This is a genomic window from Pseudoalteromonas umbrosa (assembly GCF_030125375.1).
In the GTDB taxonomy this organism is placed as follows: Bacteria; Pseudomonadota; Gammaproteobacteria; order Enterobacterales; family Alteromonadaceae; genus Pseudoalteromonas; species Pseudoalteromonas umbrosa.
Genome location: NZ_JASJUU010000009.1, coordinates 53,688 through 77,627, shown reverse-complemented (window position 1 = coordinate 77,627; position 23,940 = coordinate 53,688). Strand labels below are relative to the sequence as shown.

Genomic DNA, 23,940 nt, shown 5'->3' with positions numbered 1-23,940 from the left:
ATAAAATTCGTTACTTTTTAGATTTGAGATGCTTGATCACCGCCGCTTCTAGGCGCTCGGTATACTCGGCATCCATACTGTCATCGTATTGCACTAAATCGCTGACATTACTGATGGTTTCTAAATGGTCTTGATCGATCAAACCAATAGACTCGAAGTACTCATACGCGCCACGCAAATCTGACAACTTTGGCGACCAGGTGCCTTTTTTCGCATCCACGCCCAATTCAGCCATGATGGCCGCAACTTCATCCCAGCGGATCTCTTTATCAATTAAGATAAGTTTACGCATGGTTGCAACCACACCGTATGGATTGGCGCTGATACTGGTGGTGCGGATGGAGCGTTTCTTGGCTTTTTCTTGTGCTTTGATGCGTTCAGCTTCTTCTTTGGCCAAACGCTTAGCTTCAGCTTTGGCACGTTTTTCTGCCTCAGCCTGCGCTTTACGTTCAGCTTCTTTCGCAGCCTTACGCTGTGCTTCCTCTTCCGCTAGACGCTGAGCTTGTGCCTTGCGCGCTGCCTCAGCTTCAGCCTCTGCCACACGCCGTGCTTGTTCTTGTGCTTTACGCGCCGCTTCTTCTTGTGCTGCCGCATTATCTAAATTCAGCTCGTTGAGTGCTGCCTCAGCTGAACTAATATCTGTATGAGAAAGATTCGCTAAATCAGCTAACTCTTGATCTTTAGGGCTTAAAACTGGCTCTGCTTCTCTGCGTCTGCCTCGGCGTTGACGTTTAGATACGCTTGGGAACATTTGCGCAAGTTTGTCAGCAACGTTAGGAAGAACCGCTTGTGCATTGAGCTTAGATTCAATCACAGCCGGTAAAGCGGTGTCTGCTGGCCACTGCGTTAACGCCCAGCCCACAGTTAATATGTCTTCATCATCTCCAGCATTATCTGGCGCTGGGAAATCTGAAAACAGCGATGCTTGTGCGCCTAGGTCGTTCGGATTAAGTTCCAATTCAAAAATATCGCCGACGTTATCTGTCCATTCCTTAACGGTTGAAATAACCTTAGCACGCTCTGCTGACTCGCGAGCACTGCTAATTAACGCGTTATATTGCGCATCAGTGAGGCCATAAACAAATGCGTCGTAGACTTTACCACTGACGATCTCAGGCGTATCTGTGCTTTGAATGAAGTAATTACTATCACTTTCGTCGGTAAGCATGGGCAGTACTTCCAACGCAGCATCTAAAACGTAATTAATTTTATCGGTCATTTTTGGTTATCCAATTTTCGATGTAATCGCCTGCGTTACAGCGATTTATTAAAGGCGAATTGTACAATAACGGATTTTTCATAGAAGTAAAACCTTTTTTCAAGTTTGTACAATGGTCAATTTTTTGCGCTTAACTTTCATACTGTTTTCTGAGCAATTGCTTTGCAGAGGCCAGCGCTGTGTCGTACTTTTTACCTAAAATCCGCTCTACTTTATGGCGCTTATCCTTGGCAATTAGATCGGAGAGCGATTTTATACCAAAGTTGGAAAGTTTTCGGATCAACATCACGCCAAGCCCCTCCACCTCTATTAACTCGGCGACAGACTGTGTTGTACCATTTTTGAAACGCGTTTCCAGCAAATGCCAGTAACCTTCTGGACGTTCCCAATCACATGCTTTGGCAATTTGTCGCATCGCTTGGAAGATACGTGAGCTGTCATACTTAAAGCCTGATAAACGCGTAGCGGGGATCACTTTACCACTGATATGGTCGTACAAGTCTGCTGTCAGTGCCGTTGCTCGCACGCTACGTAATTGCTTAAGCAACTCTTTTTCGTACCCCTCCACTTGCTTGGCCTGCGCTTTGGGAATGTAATCTAGGTTATAGCTCGGCGCACCACCCACAGCGTAAGACATCGCCAAGTCATTTTCCCAAAGGTCATTATCAGCCACATCTTGCAAAGCACGCCACCAGTGAAATACATCTTCCGGTTTGTAATACCAAACCGCAGACACTCTGCCGATATCGGTGATCAGCAAACGCCCGCCAGTCTCTAAAAGCATGCGCGTCATCAATAAATCTCGTAATACTTTATCCACGACGCTTTGCTCAACCTTACCCTGAACAAATGCCAAAGAGCGACTGAACCACTTTTGCACATCCTCTCGCTTGGTGATAGCGCCTGAATCAACCTCTGCAAGAATATGAAAGCCAAGGGTCGATTCATCCACCAACTGTGAGTCTACTTCTCGCAATTCTTGAATACGGCTTTGCCACTGGGGTGGGTTATCACAGATCAGCAAACAATGTCCGTGATATTTGTTCAAATACACCTCGTCGTGTTCTGCAAGCCAAGTTTTCGCTTCCTCTACACTGTCAGCTAAGATCACTTTGTGATGTGCTTTTAAATCAGCCATTGCTGTTTATCTCCAAGGCGCTATTAATTTGTTTTGACTGTCGGGCGACGGCTTTTACCCCGCACCCTTTGACGTTGACTGCCAAGGTCTTCAATCAAAGATTCTACATCGATATCAAAGGCTCGGCGTGCTCTGCGGGTACGTCGTTTAGGAGCAATATGAGGCTGCGGTGCCTGTGACTTATCACTGCGTATATCAATGATTTGAGCATCTGCGATATTGTGCTCACCACTCTCTAAAAATCGCAATGTCAGACGGTCAAAACTCGACTGTGAATAAGCCTGAGCATCTGGCGTCTGGATATAATACTCAGGAGGCAGTGCACGGCCAGCACGGCCGGCCATTTGATGTATATCCGCAAGATCAACAGGGTTGATGCCGCGCGTTGTACCAACGATGATGGCATTTTTTGCCGGAACGTTGACGCCCCAAGCGAGGGTGCTAGTCGCGACCAAGACACGGATTTTGCCAAGGGGATCTTTAAATTCGCGTTCAATGCGCTTTCGGGTATCCTTTGGCGCATCGGCATTATGAAACTCTGTGACCACGCCCTCGGCACGCAGTTTACGCACTAAGTCTTTACCTGTGGTTTTATCATGCACAAACAATAAGCACTTTTCATCGGCACGCTCTGGCGCCAACACGGCTTTGACGGCCTCTTGAATTTTGGCCTGTTGATTGCGTCGGTAATCTCCCTGCTCAATGTACTGCGGGAAGTGCCATGTCAGTGGGGTTGGACGCCACGGTGAATTAATCACTTGGGTTGTTTTGTCATTGAGCACACTGAGCCATTTTGCGAAATCCATCACATTAGGCATGGTGGCTGACATAAATAAAATACGGGCTTTTGGGTTTAGCGCTGTGAATCGCATCAATCCTGCTTCCACAGCATGGCCTCGCGCTGTACCAATGATATGTGACTCATCGACAACGACCAAGCGCACATCATCTATCCAAGCACTTTTCTCCGAGCCATATTTACGAGTGCGCGAGTCGAGCATTTCAGAGGTCACACACAGTATCTCTGACTGATTCACCTCGCGCGCGCGACTTTCGGTAAGCTGGTAATCACCAGTCATGATGCCAATGTCATAATCGCGGCCAAATGTCTCCGACCAATCTTCATATTTTTCTTGGGTCAGTGCGCGCAAAGGCGAGACGTAAACAACTTTCCCACCGGTGGCCAAAGTTCTCGCCATACACAATTCTGCACAGACGGTTTTTCCTGATGACGTCGCTGTACCCAACACTAAATTCACATCACTTTTATGGATGTTATTGGCCAGCAGCGTGCTTTGCACACGATTAAAATGACTGAATGGGTATGTCAAAAGCTTGAACGTACTGGTGGGGATCACATCGGCATCACTGACCAATGGCAAACCAACACCCGATTGGCCATCCACTTCTGTGACATCGCCAAAGGTCAACGTACCTTCGGCACTGGCAGATTGCTTGTTGTGGCTGGGCGTCTTTGCCAAGGCATCTGGCAACATGTGTCCTTCACGCAGGAAGTATTGCTGACTAGGGGCATCGAGCTCACGCAGCGGGTGAATCTTTTCTTTTGCTAACTCCTTACCAGAGCACACAAAATAGTCACTGCATGATTTCATTGGTCGACCCGCATTGATGCGAATGGTTTTGTGAGAACCACATTTAGGGCAAAACTCAAGTTCCGCGTAATCAATAGATTGCTTGTCTGCCAACCCTTCGAGGGTGTCCAGCATACGCGCTTCAAAGTCACTGCCAGATTTGATACCAGGGTCGTATTCTTTGACTATCATGTTCGATATTGGATCAAATGTAATCAAACGAACGGCATCTGCCTGAAATTCCAAATCAACATTAAACCCGCTCACTAGCCAGTTTTCACAGCGTCCATCCAGTGACTTGATCACAATTTGGCGGTCACCATTAATCGCAAGCGTAACATAGCCCCACCGGTTGGAGGTCCAATCTAGTTGAGCATAAAGCTGATTTTTAATTTTTGACATAGGCTACGCAATGGCGCAAGAGGCTAGAAACATAGCGTGTAAGATAGCAGCAAATACCCTGCACCGCAAGTGTTTTGTACAATGATTTAAGTTTTTGCTCCAGCTTTTACCTGTGCTCAACAGTCCGCTATAACACTGAGATACATCAGTAAAAATAAACACTTTATATTGACAGAAAAGGGGAGGATGGGGATAGAAAAGCTCTCCTTTGTACAAAGGTTAACACCAAGATAAAAAGTGCGTAGCCACATTAAGTTGAAATCCGTTAGGCCGCAGTGCACATGCTTAATTTTTAGTAACGATTGTGGTACATTGCGCACAGCACTCAGTGAAACGCTGAGGTCACTCAAGAGTGCATAACAATGAGACTAACGCCCTAACAAACGTCGTTAGGTGGCTGGCAAACACAGATAAATATACCGCATCAAACGGATATCGCCGTCAGCAAAACAACTCAGTAATGATTAAATGAACTAGGTAGAGATATGATAAACCCAAAAGCAATTGATGGCTTTATTCGCGCCCCAAGAGACGACTGGCGATGGATAAAACAAGCATCGTTAGAAGAATTAACAGAGACACTCAGTGACGTTCCCGTACATACCCAACCCTATAAACATCAATGGGCGAGTATTGCGCTCGGTGTGTCCAATCCCGCATTTATGTATTTTTTGGATATGGGACTCGGCAAAGCCTTACATGTCAACGAACGCGTACTCACGCCAACCGGATGGCGAACCATTGGCAATACCATGGTCGGGGATACACTGATCCACCCCTCGGGCGCACACTGCCAAGTTGAAGGTGTTTATCCGCAAGGTAGCCTTGATTTGTTTTCTGTGCACTTTGATGATGGTACCCGCAGTATTTGCTGTGCTGAGCACTTATGGTCACTGTGTGATGACACAGGTCAGATTACCCAAACACTGGAACTAAAGCACTTTATGGGACAGGTGAATAAAGGCATTAAATACCATGTACCTTTAGTAGCCAGACATATTGATTTTGCGGGCAATGACGACAATATGGGCAGTGCAGCACAGCGCCTTAAAGCCATGGCGGTCAGCACAGATATTGAACAGTCATTGTACCTTGCTCGTTCGCTGGGTTACTGGGCGAGTGAGTCCAAGTATAACGAAATTTTGGTGGATGATACGCGACGCCATAAAACCATAGTGAGTGTAAAGCCACACGGTCACAGCCAAGCAGTCTGTATTAAAATAGACCGAGAAGATGGCTTGTTTATTACCAACGACTTTACCGTTACACACAACACTAAATTACTCCTCGACTTGTTCATGTATCGCCACGCCCGAGGTGAAGCAAAACGCGCCCTTGTATTGGTTCCTAATTTCACAAATATTCAGTCTTGGGTGGATGAAATTCAAGTTCATCAACCCACGCTTAAAGGAGTCGGACTTGAAGGTTCTGCCAAAGAGCGCCGCGCGCTGTTAGAGGCCGATGGCGATGTTTGGATCATTAACTACCAAGGCCTACAATCCTTAGTGACCACCACAGAAAACCGCCGCCGAGTCATAGATCATGAGGCTTTGCAATACACAGCCGATAAGTTTGATATGGTCGCGATGGATGAAATTCATAAGTGTAAAAACCCTGAGTCTCTGACATTTGAGATCTGCGATGCTTTGTGTGAATCCGCACGCTTTCGTTATGGACTCACCGGCACCCCATTTGGCCGCAACCCAATGGACTTGTGGGCACAGTTTTTCTTAATTGATCGGGGTGCGTCATTGAGCCATCACCCGCAAATTTTCAAAGAAACCTTTTTTGATAAAAAGGTCAATCATATGGGATTTGTTGATTGGGAGTTTAATAAAAATAAAAAGCGTCTGCTCAATCGCATGATCCAAAACCGCAGTATTCGTTATCGTGATAGTGAATGTATGGATTTGCCAAAGCAAACCTTCATTCCCGTACGAGTTGCCATGGGAAAAGATGCATTGAAATACATGCGTGACATGCTCGAAGAAATTCAAGCAAACGCAATGGCTGGGGGGATGGATGAACGCCAACAGGTAGAAAATACGTTTATCAAAATGCGCACCTTAGCATCAGGGTTTATCCGTGTTTATGAGCTCGATGATGATGGGAAAAAAACCAAACATTACGAAGACATTATTTTCAAAGAGCAACCAAAATTAGACGCCCTAACTGACCTGATTGGCTCTTTACCTGAGGGAGAAAAAATCGTTATCTTTCATGAGTTCATCGCCACAGGAGAGATGATTGAAGGCGCGTTGAAAAAAGCAGCTATTCCCTATCTGACCCTCAACGCACAAACCAAAGACAAAAAAGCATTCTTACATGACTTTCGTGAGAACCCTAAATATATCGCTGCGGTCGTCAACTCAAAATCAGGTTCAACCGGACTGAACTTGCAAACGGCAAACCACATGGCATTTTATGAGTCTCCGGTGTCGCCAATTGAAAGACAGCAGGCCGAGAAACGTACCCACCGTGGCGGGCAAAAAAAGCCATGCTTTTACTACGATTTAGTCACTATCAATTCGGTAGACGAACGGATCCAAGACTTCATCAAAGAGGGTAAGGATTTAATGACCGAAATCGTCGAGCAAAAATCAAATATGTTATTGGGCATGATGGACAACATGGTCAATGATGAAAAGCAGCGCAGAAGTAAAAAGCGCTAAGTGAATTATTCGCATAAATAATGAGACAACGATAAATGGGACTATTAGACAGGGCACGTAAAAGTGCAGAAAAACCTGATGATTGGGTGAGCACATTGATGCTTGTTGATTACTCAAGCTTGCTTTACAAAGGGTTGAGCGTCAACGCACAAATGATGTGCAAGGGATTGTATACCGGTGGTTTGCTAGGCTTGACCGATCAACTCGGTACGCTGGTACGGGAGCACAAACCTGAGCACATGATAGTGTGCGCTGATGGTAGCCCGTACTATCGTAAAACACAGGTATTTGAACAATACAAAGAAGACCGTAAGCGACGCAAGCAACAGTTTCCCGATGAAGCCTATGCCCACACGCGCCAACTGGGGGATCAATTTTTAAAAACAGCTGGGATAGCAGTTTGGCGAGAAGCAGGGTGGGAAGCCGATGATTTATTTGCACTGGCCGTCAAAGCCCTGCACACAGACTACGATAGAATCTTAATCGCATCTGCGGATGACGATTTGTATCAATTGTTCAGCTATGACAACGTCTATCTTTGTAAAAAAAATGGCCTGTATGGCCTGCGTCATTTTCAAGCTGAGTACCCAGATTTAACGCCTGAGGACTGGGTGATTTTTAATGCCATCAAAGGCGGACATAATAATTATAAAGGGATCAAAGGCATTGGCTCCGTCAAAGCGCTTGAGATCATGCGCGATGATGCATTACTTGAAGCAACCTATCAGCAACATAAAGAGCTCATAGATGTTGGCTTACAAGTTTGCTCTCTGCCGCTCCCGCTTTCCTCGCTAGAGGCGGTGACAAATTACCCAATCACTCCCAAACCCTGCGCCCCTCAGTACGATGAACTTGCAGTAAGAACCTTTTTAAGGCAACATGGCATCCGACCGAAACCGACTCTGGGACAGGCACTTACGCATCTTTCTGGCTTTTAGCCAAGTGCAGTGCAGGCGCATTAAGCGCGCCCGTTCCATTTGTACAATGATATATCGTTGGTAGTCCGCTTTAATCGGATTATCAACACGCAATGAATAACGTGAGACTTTGATGAATAACAAAAAGCTATCTGACAACATGCAGGTAAATATCCTGTCACTTTTAATCTTTGACCCTGAATACAGCAGTACAATTCACAGTTTAATTGACCCAAATTATTTAGATAATCGCGTCATGCGCGAAATTTGTCGCGAAGCGCAAGCTTATATCAACCGCTATAAAACACCGCCTAGCGAGCACATCGCGGATCTACTCGAAGATAAACTGAAAAGTGAAAAAGCCTCAATTAAAAAGATGTATGAAGACATCTTGTATGATTTGTTTGAGCAGCGCGAAGCCATTAATGGCGAGTTTGTTATTAATTCTCTGCGTAGTTTTATCCGTGGTGCCCACTTAAAGAAAGAGCTGGCCAGTGCCGTTGAGCATTTACAAAAAGGCGACATTGAACGCGCTGAACTTAGTGTACATCAGGCGCTGCGACTACCTGATGCGTCCCTTGACTTAGGGATGTTCTTCGGCGAAGACCTAGAGCGCACGCTGTCCTTTCTCGAAGAAATGACAGACTGCTACCCTACGGGTATCCCTGATTTTGATAAGGCGGGTATAGGTCCAGTACCTAAAGAGCTATTCATAGTGATGGCGCCGCCGAATACCGGTAAAACTTGGTGTCTACTGAACTTCACCAAGTTTGCATTGCTGGCCCGTAAAAAAGTGCTTCACCTGACTCTAGAAATGCACGAAGGCAGAACGTCACAGCGTTATTTGCAAATGCTGTTTAGTATTTCAAAAAGAAATTCAGATGTACCCGTGGTTGAATTAGAAAAAGATGATGAGGGTAACTTACTGGGTATTGCGCCTGGCCATATTGAACGTCCCACATTGGAAGGCAATGATGGGATCCGCCATGATTTAATCAAACGTTTAAAATATCAAAAGCGTATGCCTTTGGTGATTAAACAGTTCCCTACCGGCCAACTCACCGTGCCCATGCTTGAGTCTTATTTGGACCAATTAGAACGTCACTGTAATTTTGTTCCTGATATGGTGGTTATCGACTATGCCGACTTGATGAAACTGGATGCTTCTAAAATGCGTGAAAGCTTAGGTCAATTGTACAAGGATTTACGTGGTATTGCTGTCGAGCGCAATCTTGCCATGGTGACCGCCACACAAACCAACCGAGATGGTGCCGATGTAGGGGTGATCACTGAAAAACACGTTGCAGAAGACTTTTCTAAAATCGCCATCGCCGATAACATCATTTCATTGAACCAAACCGAGGCTGAACGCACATTAGGTTTGATGAGGGCCTATGTGGTTAAGGCGCGAAACGATGAAAAAGGCTGGCAAGTTCTGATGACTCAAGCGTATCAAGCCGGTCAGTTTGTACTCGACAGCGTGCGGATGAATGACAGTTATATTGAACATATTGAAACACTGAGCGGCGCACAAATGGCGATGAATGAAGTCGATTAATACAGATAACTCGCCAATTAGTAAAAGAAGAGCCGCAAGGCTCTTTTTTAATGCCTGCTTTAAGCGCTTTTCTTGCTTACTTTGAGTCATCGCCTTATATACAAAAGAAATCGCCCAGAAATGCCGTACACGCAGCCTGAGCGGTAAAGGCTGCCACAGTCTCTCGCGGCAATCATATTTTAATGGTTCAAGATCAGATTGATGCCTAGTGAAGCAAAGTGTTTTATTTCTCTATTTGCAACCAAAACCATGTCAGACTTCAATCACACTAAGCGTAGCTTAGTGGGGTTGTGTTAGGTTCGCTTGCGAACCTAACTCCATCTGGTTGTCAGTAATAAAAAATAGGTTCATTGTTACCTCACTTATATTCTTTCTAGATCTTACTTTCTTAATATACTTTCTAAATAATCTTTCCACCTTTAAAAATTCCGCTGCAAGCCACATAAAATCTAGGCTTGCGTTTTTACTGTGACTATTCAATCACGCACTTTGGACTATTCGATCACGCAATTTTGCCACGCTGTGACTATTCGATCACGCAGCCTGTCTACTCAATCACGCAGCAATCTAAGCAACACACACTGTTTTTCACCTTCATATTGGCAGCGAAAATATCGAGCCTCAGGCATGGTCTTATCATGATTTTTATGGCTGTGCCCGATAAATACTTGCAAGCTCATAAATATGCTGACTTTTTTCTGGAGTTTTACTGAATTCATCGTTATTATTTTTCAGCTGCGTGATCCACTTTGAACACGCACAGAGATATGAGACTTTAGATAAAATCAGGCGCAGACCTGATAGATGTGTTAAAGACCAATTATGGTCTGATCAATGAGACTGACGAATATGAGTTTATTACCAACCAGCTCGGTAAAAGCACCGCTGGTGCCCTGTGCACCTTACAGTGAGAACTATACGACGCTGACAAAAAAAGGGCACACCAAATCAAGTGTGGCTCAAACCAATATTAATTTTTTAGATAAGCCTTTATTTATTCCTTCACGTACTCTGGTTGACCCAATCACTGGCGCAAAAACCAAACTTGACCAATGTCGTTACTATAACGACGGCAACGGTTTTGAAATTCAAGCCATGGTGAATACCGACTTAGAGGCGCAAGGCTTTAAATCATTTTTTGGTTTGCCTTCGTTTTTCGATAAAAAAGTACTGTATATGTTGGGTGCTCATCTGCCCGTTTTTGACGTCGATTTAGCCACGGCTAAAGAGTTATTAACAGCAGACAAAGACGGCTTAATCCGCACCGTTGAAATTACCAACATTCGCGGCTTTTTACGTAGTATTGGTACCTCAACCTGTGGCAAGCAAGTATTACATTTGAAAGAAGCATTACTGCGTTGGAAAAACTTAATTCTCAGCTTTCACAATAACTCTCTGACAGTGTCAAACGGTAAAGACGGTGAGGTCGTGCGCACCACAGTTGAATCAAAACGGATCGAAGTGCTAGATCGCATTGAGTTCATTGAAGCCCGCAATGGCAAAATCCAATCGATCAAAGTGACGTTTAACACCAACTTTTTAATTTGCAACAACGATAAATTTTCACGCCGTGTTTCTCTAGATGTTTTTTGCAGCTTATCACGCCCCACTGCGGCGCGTTTATATGAGATCTTAAGTAAGAATTTCTGGGGCACGTCTGGGCGCAAAATGTGCCGACGTACACAAGCTCCCAAGTGGAGTATCAACTTAACTAATCTAGTGGCTAAGATGGGCTCTAAGTTGGATAGAAACGCCAAAAGTACCATCACCAAGGCCATACAAGAAATTAATGAAAAAGACCCGTCGATGCTGTTGCGTGTAGACTTTCGTAGTGGCGCTGAAGGGCAAATTGTGGTTGATTTTATTCGCTACAAAATAACTTAAGAATTTTGCGGGGGAGTGACTTCGTCACTCCCCCTTTGTGTTTATTCAACTTTTACCTCTTGTACTGCCAATTAAAACGCGGCTTCGCAATGATGCAAAAACCTAGCGCGTTAACGTGGTTTTGGTTGTACAACATAATCAATCATTGGAGTAGAGAAATGAGTAATGTGATTATTTGTAATGATGACAACTTAAAAGAAGAAATCAATGAAGGGCTTGTGTTAGTCGATTTTATGGCCACCTGGTGCGGCCCGTGCCAAAAGCTTTCCGTTACTTTGGATGAACTGGCAGACGATCTCAACGGGGCAGCCAAAATTGTCAAAGTAGATATTGATCTATCACCTGAGTCCACAAAAACTTATGACGTGCGTGGTATACCAGCGTTATTTGTTTTAAAACAGGGAAAGATTGTTGAGCGCTTAATGGGCGTAAAATCAAAAGAGGTACTCGCTGGCTTATTAGCCAAACACGGAAGCTAACTGAATAGCCGTTTTTGAGTGAGTAAAAAGGGGAGTGAAATGCGTAAGGCGAACCTTACGCGTTTTCTTTTAAGTACATACGCTCTTGAGAAGTCACAGAATACAAACGCTTTGCTTTCTCTGTCATCTCAGCTTTTTCAAAGATTAAATCCAATAATGGAATCAAATAAGCACTTTTCGCTTCATCATCAAGGGATAGCATTAAATCAAACAACCCGCCTTCGTGGCTAAGTTGTGTTTCGACTTCACCTAATAATTGGATAAGTAACGTGGAGATTTTTGCACGTGGAAGCAATCGCTTTACATCAACGTCTTCTACCGTAATCGTAACGTTTTCGCCTTTAAATTCACCACCTAATGCTTTAACACTAGGCGCTACGGCATCTTTAATTTGCTCTAATCGCGCGTTAATTTTATCTCGCTCTTGAACGAGGCGACCTGCTGCATTGACGACACTCGCAATCTGTTTATTGCTCGCGGCTTCTGGTGCAGACTCTGCCGATGTTTTGATTGATGTTCCAAGGACCTGTGCAAATTTGGCAGCGTTGTCTTGACGGCCACTGTGTGTCGTGTTGTTTCCGTTGTCTACTAAAGCATTAGCCATGGTTTATTCTCTTTTTCTCATGTGCCTCGCTGTTATTTAGGTACGGGCACCTCTTAATAATCCGTCAGATCCCATTGAGATCCAACCCTTAAAAGCATCCTACGTAAACTGTAGTCTTACTTTCTAATTATTTCCTTTTTTATTCGCGAATTTCTCAATTTGATCTCTTACAATGTAAACTTTAAGTTAATAATCTCGTTTACCTGTGAATTGGTCGAATCTGAATTCGTTGTGTGCACTTTACCGATTCAGTAAAATAACGTCAACCCCTGAAACCCTGCGCTACAGGGTTTAACCTCGCTTAATGTAACTATTTTTTTGCATAAACCTCATGTTATATTCACGTAAATATACTGATCAAAAAACCTCCCAAAGCCGCATAATATCAACGCCGCTCGCTGTTGTTCATTGTACAACAGTGAGTTCATTTTTTATTCATCAGTTGTAATAAACTCATAGAAAAATTTTTTTACTATGAACTTGAATTTACCTCATGCAGGAAAGATTAAACGATTTTAGGCCAATTTTTCTCACAAAAACCCAGTAATTAATACCACTTTTCGGAACTTGCGAAATTGATTATACCAAAAATTTAAATTAATGATTTTTCGCCCTAACGCTTAAACACAAAATTGTACAACGATTTAGATTAAACAAATAATTAACCTTTTGCATACCTACCTAGTCTCCTTGCATTTTTATATCTAGCCGTTATGCTATTGCAACACGATTTGGCGCTAATTGACTGTGTAACAGGCGGTTTAGCGTGCCAGCTAATTGAACAAAGAAATACATAGGAATTATATGAGCGATCTATACAATGTGCTACGACCTACAGAGCTAAACGAAGTGATTGGGCAGGATGCCGTGGTCACGTCTTTGCGTATTCTACATGATTCAGGTCGATTGCCACACCTGTTTTTATTTACAGGTAATTCAGGGGTAGGAAAAACCACATTAGCACGTATTATTGGCAATCAGTTACTATGCGTCAAGCCCGCGAATTTACTGGAGATAGACGCAGCTAGCAACTCAAAAGTAGACGATGTTAGAGCGCTAATGGCGCAAGTGAAAAAGCGTGGTTTGGTCAAAGGTCAGAAGAAAATGGTCATCATCGATGAGTGCCATAGACTCAGTCCAAGTGCATGGGATGCGCTGCTTAAAGATACAGAGCAACCACCCGAGCATTTGTATATTGCTCTTTGTACAACAGACTATGCAAAAGTGCCTAAGACCATAAAAACACGCGCAACAGACTACCACTTGAAAGAACTGAGTACTGATGACCTCATTGACCTTGGTGAATTTGCGAATAACCATTTAAATGCAGATCTGAATGAAAAAACTTTAATCAGGTTAGCCAGAAAAGCTGAAGGTTCAGCGCGTAACATGCTCACTTTAGTCAGCAAAGCAAGCACAGCAAGCTGCAAAGATGAACTGGCTGACTTATTAGAGGACGGCATGGCACCGAAAGCAGAGTTCATCAAGCCAATGCGCTACCTATGTACCGCCACAAACGTGTCTTTTAAAGGGGCGATGGCACTCATCGTGCCTTTAATCCAAGAGGGTAACACCCCAGAGTCTATCCGTTTGGCCAGTATCAATTATGCCGCCAAAATGCTCCGCAATAGCAAAACGTATAGCAGTGATGCAAAAGCAGGACAATTACTCACTCTGATCGATTGCTTCAGCACAGCCATGGTCGGGGTAGATGGCGAAGCTCTATTGTACAAAGCTATTGCGGACTTCGCCTACTCTCTTGAATAACAAGTGTTTTTAAGGATATTTTCGATGATTTTTTTAAAAAATACTTGCTTGGAAAAGACGACTGCGTTACATTGAATTGGCTGCTCAACTAGAGCACCGAATTGAGATGATGATACCGAGGCTTTACCCAATATACGGTAAGCCACAACAGTGAGACAGTCCGTAAGGCCATTTGATGCCGAGCGTGAATTGAGGACATAAACGTGAAACTTTCAGAGATTTTTGAACGCTATTCTATTGACACTTTTCGTGCGTCATTAGAAGTAGACAAGCATCGTTTAGATGACATGTTGATGCAACAACCTATGCTGCAACAACGTATTTCTGAAATGGCCGCCGAAGTTGCCTCAATGCGTGACTCTGCAAAAGAGCGTCTCGCTCGAGTCGACGCCCAAGTTGCAAAGCGTTTACGCAAACAATTGCTAATAGAAGAGGGGAAGTCTTCTGAAGCAAGAATCGATCGAGAAGTCCCACTGACTCAAGAACACAAGGAAGCGTTCTACATCTACAATGAATTGTGCACACTCACGGCCCAGTGGGAAGCATTAAAGGACAGCTTTCGCAACCGTGCCTTTATCATCCGCGATTTAGTGAGCTTATACACAGCCAATTTTTTCACCGATACGAGTTTTCGCTCAGAATCAAACCCACAAGCTGTCCAAAGTTTCGAATATAACCAAGTTCGCTCGGTTATTGCACAAGGACGCCGTGCTCGCAATCAGCTATCGGGCATTGAAAATGAAGTAGAATTACTCGCCGATGTCGATGACAAGGAAGCCAGTAATAAGAAAATTGGTAAGCACCTCGATACTCCGTCTGCCCAGACCGATGAAATACAAACGCACAGCGATGATAAAGCACTTAGCCCCCGCGAACGAGCCCGACGTCGTCAGGCGCGCAATCGCAGAGGGTCACGTGTGACAGATTCCCTATTCGAAGAGCAAGCTTAACGCAAACTGTTGAAGCAGCCCGAATATTTGATAGGTAGCACACCCGCAAGCTGTAGCTACCAACTAATTGATACTAATGAGATTTTGAAAATGGCTAAATTTAAGTACAAGCGCCGCGGTGCTGACAATGTGAAAAGACGTATGAACCAATCAGCAACAAACCGCGATGGGTTCATCAGTGATGACGTCAACATGTATAAAGTAAAAGACGGTGACAACCTGCTGCGTATTTTACCACCGACATTCGATAACCTAAATGGTACAGAAGCTGAACATTACGGCTTAGATGTTTTTGTTCACTACGATGTGGGTACAGACGGCAGCTCGTTTTTATGCTTAGAGCAGAACTATGGCGAACCTTGCCCAATCTGCCAAGCACGTTTGGAAGCCGAAGCTGAGGGCAATAAAGAACTGGCCGATAAGCTTAAAGCACGTAAGCGCGTGCTCATGTATATCATTGACCGTGACAATGAAGACGCAGGTCCTTTGGTCTGGTCAGCACCTTGGACAGTCGACAAAGACCTATCTATGCGCTCTTTTGATAAGCGCTCGGGAGATATTTTCTACCCAGACGACCCAGAAGAAGGTTACGACATTGAATTTGCACGCACAGGTAAAGGCCGCAACACCAAATACGAAGGTGTTCAATTAGCACGCCGCGCGACACCGTTACATGATGATGAAGACCAAATGGATGATTGGTTAGAAAAGATCGAAGACACGCCACTCAATGGCCTATTGATCAAACCGCAACCAGAGCACATGGAACGTATTTTTAATGCGGGTATGGGTATGGCTAACCCAGCTAAAGAGGAAGAAGAGGAAGAGCGCCCTTCACGTCGTCGTCGCCGTGATGAAGAAGCGCAAGAAGAGAAACCGTCACGCCGTCGCCGCTCAGAAGAAGATGAGACGCCTGAAGAAGAACCAGCTACGCACGGCGAGCCACAGGAAAGTGGCGAGCCGAAGGACCTTGATGACCTAGAGTACAATGATGTACAAGAGATGGACCGAGATGAACTAGAGTCATTAATTTCAGAAGGCGATTTGGATGTGCCTGACTACGAAGAATTAGAAGACGACGAATTGGCTGCGGAGATCTGTGCAGAACTAGGTCTGAAAAAGCCACGCAAACGCAATAACGCGGTGCGCGATAAACTAAGAAGCATGAGAGAAGATTAAACCATCACATTGAACTAGGACCAAAGCCGCTACCGTTCGTTGGAGCGGCTTTTTTTATCCATCCAAACCCACGACTGGAATATAAAATGGCCGAAGATAAAAAAGCAACAAGCCGATTAAAGCGTAAATCAGCTACAGAAAAAAAAGTCGAGACAGAGACAGTGATAGACCAAGACGTAATGGCAGATGATGTCGCACAAACACAAATCAATAGCTCTTATTTTACCTCTGATAAATCCGGAATAGATTTTATCCCATCTGGCTCTACCACCTTAGATGAAGTACTTGGCGGTGGCTGGGCCGTCGGGCGTATTGCCAATGTAGTAGGCGATCGCTCCGCGGGTAAAACATTGGTTGCCACAGAGGCTGCTGCGAACTTTAATCAACTGTGGCCGGATGAACCCATTTTTTACTTAGAAGCAGAGGCCGCATTTGACGCTGAGTACGCCGCAGCCATGGGCATGCCCGTAGAGGCTGTGACCTTTGTCGAGATGTTTGACGACGCGGGTAACGCAGACAACACCGTGGAGTTTTTATTCGAGCACCTGCAAATGCTGATAAAAGCTCGCGCTGATGGCGACATGAAGTTTGAAAAATGCTTATATGTCGTAGACTCCCTAGATGCATTATCCGACCGCGATGAAAAACAACGTGATAATGACAAAGGCTCTTATGGCATGGGCAAGCAAAAGAAACTATCTGAAATGTTCCGCCGCATTGTCGCAGAGTTAGAAAAAGCGGGGATCACGTTATTAGTGATCAGCCAGATCAGAGAAAAAATTGGCGTGACCTTCGGAGAAAAGTATACCCGCTCTGGTGGTAAAGCATTGGACTTCTATTGCTCACAAATTGTCTGGCTTGCTGAAATTGGTAAGATCAAGCGCACCGTGCGCCGCCAAGAGCGTGTAGCAGGGGTTAAAGTCAAAGCTAAGTGTAAGAAAAATAAGGTTTCACTGCCGTTTCGCGAATGTGAGTACTCTATTGAATTCGGCTATGGTATCGATAATCTAAGCTCTTGTTTGGAGTTTTTAAAATCCACAGACTCACTGGACGAGCTGACAAAAACCACCGTGACCAAAACCGCCTTAGCCAATGCAGTGAAAAAAATTAAAAAGATGGATGATGACGAGTACTACGAGGTGATGACAGAAATTACCGCCTTAGTGAAAAAACGCTGGCGTGAGATTGATGACTCTTTCTTGCCTGAACGCAGTAAATACGGCCGTAAACGACTTAAATAAGTATTGTACAAGGGTCACATCTGTGACCTTTAAAAATAAGGAGAATAATCGTGACAAATGACATGCAGCAAACGCAACACATTCACAAAGTACTATCTAGCTTAGCCCAGGGTAACCCTGTGGATTTAGTCAAAGGGATTGTCATTGGCTATGACGGCAATGGTAACTTGCGTTGGTATAATGCGGATATGACCACAGAGGAGATTGTCGTTGCCTGTGAGCTAACTAAAGCTAAGACCTTGGGATTACTAGCTGCCAATGAGGTGCCTCACGCCGTTGCACGCCAAATGGCGGCACGAGACCAAAAAGCGCAAGCAAGTAATGAATAGGGCAGAATATGGCAAGAACGATTAAAGTATTAGGCATAGACCCTTCAATGAGTAACTTTGGTTTTGTCTTGGCTGATGTTGATCCCCTCAGCGGTGACATCATCGCCACGCCTGAGCTGAAGTTAGTTCAAACCAGCCCAACCAAAGAGAAAACCATCCGAAAATCAAGTGATGACTTGAGGCGTTGTCGCGAGCTGTTCAGCCCTCTGGCTGCAATGGTTGCAGAAGCTGATATCGTTTGCTCAGAGATGCCTCTGGGCAGTCAAAATGCCTCAGCAATGAAGTCGGTGGGCATTTGTCTAGGGTTACTCAGTACCATCGACAAGCCCTTTATTCAGGTCATGCCCGAAGAAGTAAAACTTGCCGCGGTTGGCAGCAAAACCGCAACCAAAGCGCAAATGATTGAGTGGGCCTATCAACGTCACCCCGATGCCAATTGGTTGCGTAAAAGCAAAAAACCAGATGCGCCACTGACGGCCAAAAATGAACATATCGCCGATGCCGTCGCAGTCATCGCCGCAGCCACCAAAACAGATCACTTTAAATTGATGTCTGTTGGCTTTAAATAATCAAGACAGATTGATTTATATCGTGTTTTAAAAGAGCCTACGGGCTCTTTTTTTGTTGTGCTTGGGCGGTAAATTGCGTGTCAAAGTGGTTGCAGCTCAGCGCAATACGACGTATGCTAGATGGGTAACTAAATGAGACTAACGCTGACAAACAGCGACAAGAAGGCAAACTATGGCATCTTTACTATTGGCCGACTTGCACTTTACCGATAAAGCCAAAGACGAATACCGTTGGGCACTTTTTCCTTGGTTAAAAGCGCAAGTTGCAGAGCATAACATCAACACAATTTACATATTGGGCGACGTGACAGATGCAAAAGACCGTCACAACGCCAAGTTCACCAACCGCTTGATTAATGAGCTGGTCGATTTATCCCTCGACGCCCAAGTCATCATCACCATGGGAAATCACGATTATCTTGATCCAACGACGCCATTTTTTGGCTTCTTAGATGGAATGGCAAACATAACCTATGTCAAAGAGCCTATGGTCCATCACGACCCAGAACTCGGCAAACTATTACTGTTACCGCACAGTCGAACACCAGAAGCCGATTTTGGCCACTTTAACTTCTCAGAATATGCTGCGGTGTTTGTCCATCAAAGTGTGATCGGTGCGATTGCCTCAGAGTTTTATGAGATCTCACATGGTTTAAGCCATCACTTTTTTGATGACTCACACAAAACATGGGCCGGTGATATTCACTGTCCACAGCGCCACGGTAAGCTTGAATATATTGCCAGCCCTTATCATGTGCACTTTGGCGACTTATTTGAGCCTCGAGTAGTGATGCTCGAAGACGATGCCACGACCATCGCCAAAGAACTCTACTTTCCGGCACCACAGCGTGTCACCCTCAGAGTGAAGGATGTCGATGAACTAACCGATTATGATCTTCAGCCTGGCGATCAAGTCAAGGTCCACCTCACTCTGGCGCAAAGCGACGTGCATTTATGGAATACTTATAAAAAACGCATCAAAGCGCATTGTGTGAAAAATAATTGGCAATTTCACGGCTGCCAGTTACATGTTGAGAAATTGGCAGTGTCGCAAAAGCAAAGTGATGCGCATACACAGTCCGCCGCAGAGCTTAAAGCAGTGGCGTCACCACAAGAAACTTTACTGCGCTTTGCCAAAACACAAGCACTCCAAGGTGAGCTGCTCGACAAAGCCAAGAAACTAATGCAATCCGTTGATTAATCGAACAAAATCAGGGTGGTTCCGGACAATTTTGACCTTTGTCCAGAATGCGTAAAATAACTTCTTGCGTATCCCCCTGCGGCATTGCATAATTGGCACATCTTGAAGCTTCCATGGAGCGACAAGGTTTAATATGAGACTTAAGAAAAGCTAACTGTCATCGCTTATCGTTCGGATATATGAATTTTATTTGAGACGAGAAAGACAGGATTTAAAAATGGCAGCTTCTAAAAAAGATTTGGCAGAAATGATTAAAGCGGATTTTGCCGCGGACAACATTAATATTTCTACCGCAAAATGCAGTGATATGGTAAATACCGTTTTAGGTGCTGTGTGCAACGCCTTAGTAAGCGGTGAAGATGTACGTGTACAAAACTTTGGTACGTTAAAACTAACGCGTCGTAACGCCCGTATTGGCCGTAACCCAAGTACAGGCGAAGCAGTGCCGATTGACCCGCATTTAACGGTTGCTTTCACACCGGCAGAAGGCCTAAAAGAAGAAATTAATGAGAAAAATAACGTAGCAGATTTCAAATAAGGAAAATTATGGTTAATGCACAGCCAAAGGCAGGCCAACACGGATACATTACGCTTGCCCTGATGCCAGAAGATGCGCAACTTATCGTACAAAGGTTAGAAAACCTCGGTATCAAAGATGCGATCCCAGCACAGCACTTGCGACTTGTTATGTTGTACAACACACAGGAAGCGTTATCGCTTATGCCTGAGACTGTGCATATTGCGTTTGCCCAAGGCGAAGCGCAACTGACAGGGAAGTTACCACACAAACAACTGGTATTACCGCTACAAGCAGATACCGTTGTACAGCGCTACAATGTGCTCAGGGAAGAAATGAATAAAACGGATGAAGGGACGATATTTACACCGTTTTTGACCTTGAAAAACGACGCCTCTGCGGGTGACTTAGACCGCATTGGCGAAACGCTCAGTGGCATGGCAATGCGTTTTTCAAATGAGTCTATCTTACTCTAAAAATAAGTGTTTTTTACTTTAGTATCAGGGACGTAAGAGGTAAACCTATGGTTTACCTCTTTTCATTTTAATGCTCATCGCTAATCTTATATCCCACCCATACGCAGCGCTTGCCCTAGCAATCGGATCTGGTAAACTAACCAAACTGACGGCGACACAAGCGAATACATCGCAACTCGCGCGCCTTTAAGTTGATACTAGAGATATTAAATATGAAATTAAAATCCTTGTTTATGGAAGGGTTCAAAACCTTTGCACAAGCACAAACCTTTGACTTTACAGAGTACCCAGAAGACGGCTTGTGTTTTGTCACTGGCAAAAACGACGTAGATCCCGAATTAGGTGCCAATGGCACCGGAAAGTCTTCACTGTTTGACGGCCTGACTTTGGCTTTTTATGGCAAAACCTCACGGGGCCTTAAAGCGGGTGATGTTGCAAGCTGGCAAGTAGCCCATGCACTTGAAGATAAAGCCCGAGATTTAGAGTCACAGGGTAAAAAACGACCAAACCAAAAAGCCCTCACGCCCAGTGTGACCAATCGCGTGATATTTGAAAATTACAACGGCGATCTTTGTACAATAAACCGTCGTTGGAACCCCAATGTATTGACGCTACAAATAAATGACTCCGCTCCAAAAAACGTGGACCAAAAACAGCTCGATGCGCTGATCGGGTATACATTTGATGAATTTTTACAAGCCGCTTACTTCTCTCAGTTTCAAGCATTGTTCTTAGATATGAGCAGCACTGAACGCGCTGCACTGGTCGCCAAAGTGTTAAACTTGGATGTGTGGGATAAGTACTCAGATGAAGCTAAAAAAGACGCCGATCATGTGAAAGATAAACTCGACACTGGACGTGCCGCCATTGAACGCATCAAAGGTCAGCTCGATGAATTAGAAGCCCAAGATTTCAGTGAGCAAATTGCCCAATGGGAAGCTGAACACACTCAGACACTCACTCGCCTCAAAAAAGATCTGGCCGAGCACCAGGCCACATATCAGGCAATTCAAGATGCCATCGAAGCAGATAAACGAACACTTCAGACACATCAAGAAGCGTTAACACATCATCAAGCGAACTTTGAAAGTCAACTAAACAAGCAATCTCAGCCACTTTATGAAGAGCGAGATAGGGTGCAAGAGGCGCTAGAAGCGCAATTAGATAAAGCCAGCACTGAACTCACTGCGCTAGAAGACACGGAGTTCACGCCACCTCAACAAGCGCAACTTAAAGATCTCGAGTACCAAGCAAACACAATCACCTCGTCCATCGCAAAGCACGAGCAGGCACTGGAAAGCATTGATAAGCAAATCATCAAACTCGAGCAGCGCGAGCAAAAGGTCCAACGCCTTGAAGGTGATTGCTCAACCTGTGGCCAGCCAATAACGCCTGCACAAGTTAACCATGAACTGGCGATATGTGAAGCACAGATCGTTGAATTAGAGGCGCAAATAGACACTGTTGAGACCGCCTTGCGCAAAGATAACCGAGCATTGCGTGCCAATAAAAAAGCCCGAGCTGAGCTGTCTGACGCCGTCAAGCAAGCCCATGATGCCCACCGTCAAACATTGCGATTAAGCCGAGACAAGCTCAAAGGAGCGCGCCGGGATTTGCAAGAATCAGAGCGGGACTTTGCAAGTCGTATCAAGCACATAGAAACACAAGCTCGTAAAGCTTGCCAAACTCAGCTCAATGAACTCAGCCGACAAGTCAGTAATTCAGAGGCCGCATTGGCCAACGCCCAAGCTGATGCAAAGGCATGGTCACGCATTGAACATGATTTAATGCAACATATTGCGCACAGTGAAGCACAAACGAACCCCTATCAATCCCAACAAGAAAGTCGCCAAGCCCGCCTCGACAACTTAACTCAAACACGCCAAGCCGCCTTCGAAGAATTAGAAGAGATTGTGATGCAAGAACAGGCTAGTCGCTTCTGGGTTAAAGGCTTTAAAAGCGTCAAATTATTTGCTGTTAGCGCCGCATTAAACGAGTTAGAAGCCGAGGTGAACAGTGCCTTAGATGGATTAGGATTAGGCGGTTGGTCAGTGGAGTTTGATGTCGACAAAGAAACCAAAAAAGGGACTTTATCAAAAGGCTTTTTTGCTTTTATCAACAGTGCAGACAACCTAGAGCCTGTTAAATGGGAAGCATGGTCAGGGGGAGAGTCTCAGCGCTTGCGTCTTGCTGCCAGTCTGGGCCTTGCAAATATGATCAGAGCATCTAAAGGCCTAGAGCTACCTTTTGAGATTTGGGACGAACCCAGTCAATGGATGAGTGACAGCGGCATAACTGGGTTACTGGATGTATTGCAGCGTCGCGCACGTCGTCTAAAACGTCAAATTTGGTTGATTGACCACCGAGGGCTTGAACACCCTTTTGATGCCGCCATTGAAATTACTAAAACTTATAACGGGAGTACCATAAAAAATGTCTCACAGTCATTCACCGGTGTCAGCACCCGCTACTAATGGGCATGATTTAGCAGCTCGTATCGCTGAATTATTAACCCAGATAGACACGGTTAAAGCCGAATATGCCACTTTAGATAAACGTGCCAATGAAGTCGCAGGACAATTGGCACAACGCTTTCCTGTATACGATGAGCTGTACATGAGCGCCGCCACGGAATACAACCGGGCACAAGCTGATTTGGCGCGCACCAAGCAAGCAGACACTGAACCAGATATCCCTTTGGATGACGCTGAAAAAGCCTCCACGCCCAATCAAGCGGTGCGTTCTGAGCTGTCCGGCAGCACCCACAATGCGCCGATATCAGTGAACAAGTTATACCGACGTATTGCTCAACTTGCCCACCCAGATAAAACAGACGATAGCAATAAACATACGCTGTTTTTAGAAGCCAAAGAAGCCAAAAAACAGGGCGTGTTATCCGAGCTTATCCGCATTTTAGCCTTGTTAACTGGCGATGAGACGAGACCGGAGCAGCTCAGCCAGCATCAAGGCCAAGATGCACTGGCAGAAAAATTATCCCGAATCAATGTATTGCGAAAAGAACTAACCCTATACAGATCACAATTAATGCAATTGCGAAACTCACCGATGGCACGCATTGTCGACTTGATAAGTACAAACACAACGCTGTCTATCACGAAAGCCGAAACCCTATATAAAATGACAATTTTACAGCGTGTCAAGGAGTTGGAAACCAATACATCAGGTATACGCCAAGATATTGCGTTTCAAAGCAACATGAATAAAACTTGAGAAAATAGGCTCTAA

The 23,940-nt window shown here is 44.8% G+C and carries 20 protein-coding genes; 16 read left to right on the top strand and 4 right to left on the bottom strand.

Annotation, left to right across the window (positions count from 1 at the left end):
• Positions 1–10 precede the first annotated feature (10 nt).
• The 3 genes from QNM16_RS23400 to QNM16_RS23390 form a co-directional block, all read right to left on the bottom strand.
• The gene (locus QNM16_RS23400) at positions 11–1,219 is read right to left on the bottom strand and encodes a cell envelope integrity TolA family protein (RefSeq protein WP_284022655.1); all 1,209 of its coding nucleotides are present in this window, start codon (positions 1,217–1,219) and stop codon (positions 11–13) included.
• Between the two features lie 130 nt (positions 1,220–1,349).
• Positions 1,350–2,357 carry a hypothetical protein gene (locus QNM16_RS23395; RefSeq protein ID WP_284022654.1) on the bottom strand — a complete coding sequence of 336 codons (1,008 nt, stop codon included), beginning with the start codon at positions 2,355–2,357 and terminating at the stop codon, positions 1,350–1,352.
• A 23-nt stretch (positions 2,358–2,380) separates the two neighbouring features.
• Complete coding sequence (locus QNM16_RS23390) at positions 2,381–4,351, bottom strand: DEAD/DEAH box helicase (RefSeq protein ID WP_284022653.1); 1,971 nt, start codon at positions 4,349–4,351, stop codon at positions 2,381–2,383.
• A 485-nt stretch (positions 4,352–4,836) separates the two neighbouring features.
• Between QNM16_RS23390 and QNM16_RS23385 the strand changes: the two genes are divergently transcribed.
• The 5 genes from QNM16_RS23385 to QNM16_RS23365 all read left to right on the top strand — a co-directional run bounded on the left by QNM16_RS23385 (position 4,837) and on the right by QNM16_RS23365 (position 11,861).
• The gene (locus QNM16_RS23385; protein WP_284022652.1) at positions 4,837–7,023 is read left to right on the top strand and encodes a DEAD/DEAH box helicase; all 2,187 of its coding nucleotides are present in this window, start codon (positions 4,837–4,839) and stop codon (positions 7,021–7,023) included.
• A 35-nt stretch (positions 7,024–7,058) separates the two neighbouring features.
• Positions 7,059–7,961 (top strand): hypothetical protein, encoded by a 903-nt coding sequence (locus QNM16_RS23380; RefSeq protein ID WP_284022651.1) that lies wholly within the window; start codon positions 7,059–7,061, stop codon positions 7,959–7,961.
• Between the two features lie 112 nt (positions 7,962–8,073).
• Positions 8,074–9,498, top strand: coding sequence for a DnaB-like helicase C-terminal domain-containing protein (locus QNM16_RS23375; RefSeq protein WP_284022650.1), 1,425 nt, complete (start codon positions 8,074–8,076; stop codon positions 9,496–9,498).
• A gap of 849 nt (positions 9,499–10,347) precedes the next feature.
• Positions 10,348–11,382 (top strand): replication initiator protein A, encoded by a 1,035-nt coding sequence (locus QNM16_RS23370; RefSeq protein ID WP_284022649.1) that lies wholly within the window; start codon positions 10,348–10,350, stop codon positions 11,380–11,382.
• Between the two features lie 158 nt (positions 11,383–11,540).
• Complete coding sequence (locus tag QNM16_RS23365) at positions 11,541–11,861, top strand: thioredoxin family protein (RefSeq protein ID WP_284022648.1); 321 nt, start codon at positions 11,541–11,543, stop codon at positions 11,859–11,861.
• Positions 11,862–11,916: 55 nt separating this feature from the next.
• On the opposite strand, the gene QNM16_RS23360 is transcribed toward QNM16_RS23365, so the two are convergent.
• Positions 11,917–12,465 carry a hypothetical protein gene (locus QNM16_RS23360; protein ID WP_284022647.1) on the bottom strand — a complete coding sequence of 183 codons (549 nt, stop codon included), beginning with the start codon at positions 12,463–12,465 and terminating at the stop codon, positions 11,917–11,919.
• An 804-nt stretch (positions 12,466–13,269) separates the two neighbouring features.
• Between QNM16_RS23360 and QNM16_RS23355 the strand changes: the two genes are divergently transcribed.
• From QNM16_RS23355 to QNM16_RS23305, 11 genes are all read left to right on the top strand, one after another.
• Complete coding sequence (locus tag QNM16_RS23355; RefSeq protein WP_284022646.1) at positions 13,270–14,232, top strand: AAA family ATPase; 963 nt, start codon at positions 13,270–13,272, stop codon at positions 14,230–14,232.
• Positions 14,233–14,435: 203 nt separating this feature from the next.
• Positions 14,436–15,182: a hypothetical protein gene (locus QNM16_RS23350; RefSeq protein ID WP_284022645.1), complete on the top strand. Its 747-nt coding sequence runs from the start codon at positions 14,436–14,438 to the stop codon at positions 15,180–15,182.
• A gap of 90 nt (positions 15,183–15,272) precedes the next feature.
• Complete coding sequence (locus tag QNM16_RS23345; RefSeq protein ID WP_284022644.1) at positions 15,273–16,361, top strand: hypothetical protein; 1,089 nt, start codon at positions 15,273–15,275, stop codon at positions 16,359–16,361.
• Between the two features lie 86 nt (positions 16,362–16,447).
• Positions 16,448–17,602, top strand: a complete 1,155-nt coding sequence (locus tag QNM16_RS23340) for a P-loop NTPase family protein (RefSeq protein ID WP_284022643.1) — start codon at positions 16,448–16,450, stop codon at positions 17,600–17,602.
• A 50-nt stretch (positions 17,603–17,652) separates the two neighbouring features.
• Positions 17,653–17,931, top strand: coding sequence for a hypothetical protein (locus tag QNM16_RS23335; protein WP_284022642.1), 279 nt, complete (start codon positions 17,653–17,655; stop codon positions 17,929–17,931).
• Between the two features lie 8 nt (positions 17,932–17,939).
• Positions 17,940–18,500: a RuvC family protein gene (locus tag QNM16_RS23330; protein ID WP_284022641.1), complete on the top strand. Its 561-nt coding sequence runs from the start codon at positions 17,940–17,942 to the stop codon at positions 18,498–18,500.
• Between the two features lie 172 nt (positions 18,501–18,672).
• The gene (locus QNM16_RS23325; protein WP_284022640.1) at positions 18,673–19,701 is read left to right on the top strand and encodes a metallophosphoesterase; all 1,029 of its coding nucleotides are present in this window, start codon (positions 18,673–18,675) and stop codon (positions 19,699–19,701) included.
• Positions 19,702–19,918: 217 nt separating this feature from the next.
• Positions 19,919–20,239 (top strand): HU family DNA-binding protein, encoded by a 321-nt coding sequence (locus QNM16_RS23320; protein ID WP_284022639.1) that lies wholly within the window; start codon positions 19,919–19,921, stop codon positions 20,237–20,239.
• An 8-nt stretch (positions 20,240–20,247) separates the two neighbouring features.
• On the top strand, positions 20,248–20,694 hold the full coding sequence (locus QNM16_RS23315) for a hypothetical protein (RefSeq protein ID WP_284022638.1): 447 nt from the start codon (positions 20,248–20,250) through the stop codon (positions 20,692–20,694).
• 212 nt (positions 20,695–20,906) lie between these two features.
• Positions 20,907–23,168 (top strand): AAA family ATPase, encoded by a 2,262-nt coding sequence (locus tag QNM16_RS23310; RefSeq protein ID WP_284022637.1) that lies wholly within the window; start codon positions 20,907–20,909, stop codon positions 23,166–23,168.
• The gene (locus tag QNM16_RS23305) at positions 23,128–23,925 is read left to right on the top strand and encodes a hypothetical protein (protein WP_284022636.1); all 798 of its coding nucleotides are present in this window, start codon (positions 23,128–23,130) and stop codon (positions 23,923–23,925) included. Before QNM16_RS23310 ends, QNM16_RS23305 begins: the two co-directional genes overlap by 41 nt.
• Positions 23,926–23,940: the final 15 nt, after the last annotated feature.